This is a genomic window from Priestia sp. VA7 (genome assembly GCF_055710015.1).
On sequence record NZ_JBVQPN010000030.1, the window covers coordinates 1 to 3942 of the forward strand.

Sequence of the window (3942 nt, forward strand, 5' to 3'; positions counted from 1 at the left end):
GTAGCATTAGGAGGCGTAGTGGTAAGTGTATTACCAATTTTTTTGTTATTTACGAAGGTTAATCCTTTCCCAATTTCTCTTATAGTTGGATATTATATTTTTCTTTTTAGTTCACTATTTTTAGGATCAATTGAAGACTTTTATAATCGCTTTAAATGGTGGGATGCTGTTCTACACTTTTACAAAGGAATCTTCATGGGATTTGTAGGAATTTCTCTTTATAAGCTACTTATAGCTACCCGTATACAAGCTGAAATTTCTAGATGGGCCATTTTCTTATTTGTACTTTCAATCTCAGTGAATGCTACAGTTTTGTGGGAAGTTTATGAGTTTTTAGGTGATTTGACTTTTACTCACACTATGCAATCAGGAGGAAATACAGATACTATGTATGACATGATTTTAGGTATGACATCAGCTCTTTTAACTGCTATTTATTCTATGAAATGGCGACAAAAACTATAAATAATATAGGAGGTGTTGGAATGAAACGTAATCTGGTTATATTGTTTAGTTTGATTTACGTCATTTTTATGGGAAGCTTGGCGATATTTTACTATTTGAGTAATGAATCCTTTAAGGCCATGGTTTCAATAGGTGGTTTCGTATGCGGATTAATCCCCCTTTTATTAGCTTTTTTTACTAAGCTCAAGTTTAACTTGCCTATTATCATTTCCTACTTAGTTTTCTTATTTTGCTCACAGTACCTGGGTTCAATTGTAGGTTGGTATGGATTAGGATGGTGGGATACACTTTTACACTTAATAAGTGGAGCGATCCTTGCTTTTGCAGGGATCGCTTTATATGAACGATTAATACATCGAAGTGCAGGAGAGTATATATCAGCATGGTTTGTTTTTCTATTTACCTTTTCTTTTGCTGCACTTGGAGGCGTCATTTGGGAAATATACGAATTTAGCTCAGATCAACTTTTCGGAATGACTTTACAGGGCGGTGGAAATAAAGATACGATGATTGATTTAATTGCCGATACTTTAGGAGGCCTTCTTATAGGAGCATGGGCAAGATGGCGCACAAAGATAAAAAAGTCTAATTAAAATTTACTAACCGTCAAATATTCTGTGCATATGGTAAAACTTCTTAATGATTAAGGAGTTTTATTCATATGATCTCATGATAATTTCAAAATCTTTCTCTAACATACATTTTGATTATAATGATGGGAATAGTAACAAACAGATATTTTGTATGAATAGAATCGCCAAAGGGAATCGATACACTTTAAAAATAATTTAATGGATGTGTAATAGATGTCAGTGGCTACAACAGGAAAGAGAAAAGAAAAAATTTATATCATCAGTGCACTTGTGTTACTTTTTCTTTATTTTCTCCCTATGTATGTATTAGGGGAAGACGCTCACATACGTGTTCATGATAATTTAGATTCTAATATTGCTTGGTATAAGGTGCTGGCTGAAAGTGGTCAGATATTTGGAGGCCTCCACTCTACGATTCCTCAAGTTATCAATGGATTGCCTCGTGATGCATTCGGGACAGCATTCAGTGGGATTGTTTGGCTTCACGCTCTCTTTCCTTCTATGACTGCTTATGCTTTAAGCCAAACGATTACTCGGTTAGCTGCTTTTGGTGGAATGTATTTACTATTGAAAAAGCACTTTATTAAACACGAAGATGCCCACTTTGTTCGTATTGGTGTATCACTTGCATTTGCACTTACTCCATTTTGGCCTTCAGGCATGTTAAGTACATTAGGTTACCCTCTTGCTTTATGGGCATTTTTGAATATCCGTTCTGGAGGTTTTTCATGGAAAGAATGGGTAGCTCTTTTCCTTTTACCCTTTTATTCAAGCTTTGTACTTGGTTTTTTCTTCTTTTTGGTGGCAATTTCTTTTTTATGGATTTATGACTTGATTAGAAAGAAAAGATGGAATTGGCCATTTCTATTTAGCCTTATTTTTATGACTTCCCTTTATCTTTTAATTGAGTATCGCCTTGTCTATTCAATGGTTCTTTCAGAACAGCCAAATCATAGGATGGAATTTATATCTTCACGACATGATTTTTGGCACTCTATGCGCCTTTCGCTTAAAAACTTTCTCATAGGGCATACACACGTTATGACTGTTCATACGCATGTTATTCTCCCAATATTATTTTTAACACTTATTTTATTAACTTTTAAGAGGAAGATAAAACATAACAAACTATTCATTTTTTTATTTCTTTTAAATGTTGCTTTATCGATATGGTACGCTTTTTGGTTTAATAATGTATGGATCCCTCTCAAAGAAAAGATCAGCTTTTTAAATACATTTAACTTTGCGAGGTTTCATTTCTTACGAATTATTGTTATTTACCTTAGTTTCAGCTTAGCCTGTTACGTTCTATGGTCATTAGGAAAGTTTTGGAGGCAACTAGCTACTTTAGCAATTATAAGTCAAATCATAACACTTCTCCTGTTTAATGAAGAACTTCTTTATGGCCATTACTTTCACTCTCCTTCTTTTAGAGAGTTTTATGCTACAGAACAATTCAACGATATAAAAGAATATATAGGGGATCCTCAGGGTTCGTATCGCGTAGCAAGTATTGGAATTCACCCAGCTATTTCACAATACAATGGGTTTTATACCCTAGATACTTATAACAATGTATATCCCCTTGAATATAAGTATAAATTTCGAAAGATAATAGCCAAAGAGTTAGACAAAAATAAGCAGTTAAGAAAATATTACGATGAATGGGGAAGCCGTTGTTACCTCTTCGTTGATGAACTTGGTAAAACATATGAGTTCAGAAAAGACCAGAAAAAAAAGATACATCATCTACAGTTAAACACGAATCAATTTAAAGAAATGGGTGGTCGATATATCTTTTCATCGGTCCCTATTTTGAACGCGAAAGATAATAACCTTTCGCTCTTGAAGGAATTTAATCATAAAGAATCTGCATGGAAGATTTACTTGTATCAAGTAATATAGGAGGTATAGAAATTGAAACCAACGCTGCCTTTAGTAACAATAGTGGTTCCATGTTACAACGAACAAGAAGTATTAAAAGATACTATTACGCAACTATCCTCTGTTTTAGATGATTTGAGGAAAGAAGAGTTAATTTCAGCTAATAGCAAGATATTATTTGTAGATGATGGTAGTAAAGATCATACATGGTCATTAATTGCCATCGAGAGTACCATTAATAGCTATGTAACAGGACTAAAGCTATCATGCAATGTTGGACATCAGAAAGCACTTCTTGCCGGACTGGAAAAAGCTAAATCCAAATCGGACTGTGTCATTTCCATTGATGCTGATCTCCAAGATGATGTTTCTGTTATTAGAAATTTTATCTTAAAGTACCATGAGGGGGATGAAGTTGTATATGGTGTACGCAATAGCAGGGAAACAGACACTTTTTTTAAAAGAAATACCGCGTTATGGTTTTATCGCTTTATGCAAAAATTAAATATTAACCTTGTTTATAACCATGCAGATTATCGTTTAATGAGCAAACGAGCGATTGAAGAACTTTCACGTTATAAAGAAGCAGATTTGTTTTTAAGAGGAATTGTTCCCTTAATTGGATTTAAATCCTCAAAAGTGACATATAGTCGAAAAAAACGTTTAGCCGGGGAAACCAAATATCCTTTGAAAAAGATGGTTTCATTCGCCTTTAATGGCCTCACCTCGTTTAGTGTCGTTCCAATCCGAGCCTTTACTTTTTTAGGTTGCGTGTTATTTTTTATAAGTTTGATGACAGGTTGTTATGCATTTATTCAAAAGTTATTAGGTAATACAAGTATAGGGTGGACCTCTCTAATGATCTCTATTTGGCTGTTAGGTGCCATACAATTAATAAGTATTGGAATGGTAGGAGAATACATCGGGAAGATATTTATAGAAGTAAAAAAGAGACCCCCTTATGCGGTGGATATTGACTTATATACAGAAAGATTAGGGG

4 protein-coding genes are annotated in these 3942 nt (G+C 34.0%); all 4 read left to right on the top strand.

Going from position 1 to position 3942, the window contains the following annotated elements:
* Positions 1–465: DUF2238 domain-containing protein (locus tag AC0C45_RS29925; RefSeq protein WP_472929319.1), on the top strand; the 465-nt coding region annotated here is incomplete at its 5' end.
* A gap of 20 nt (positions 466–485) precedes the next feature.
* On the top strand, positions 486–1058 hold the full coding sequence (locus AC0C45_RS29930) for a DUF2238 domain-containing protein (protein WP_472929320.1): 573 nt from the start codon (positions 486–488) through the stop codon (positions 1056–1058).
* Positions 1059–1271: 213 nt separating this feature from the next.
* Complete coding sequence (locus tag AC0C45_RS29935; RefSeq protein ID WP_472929321.1) at positions 1272–2963, top strand: DUF6044 family protein; 1692 nt, start codon at positions 1272–1274, stop codon at positions 2961–2963.
* Between the two features lie 12 nt (positions 2964–2975).
* On the top strand, positions 2976–3942 hold a 967-nt coding region (locus tag AC0C45_RS29940; protein ID WP_472929322.1), incomplete at its 3' end, for a glycosyltransferase family 2 protein.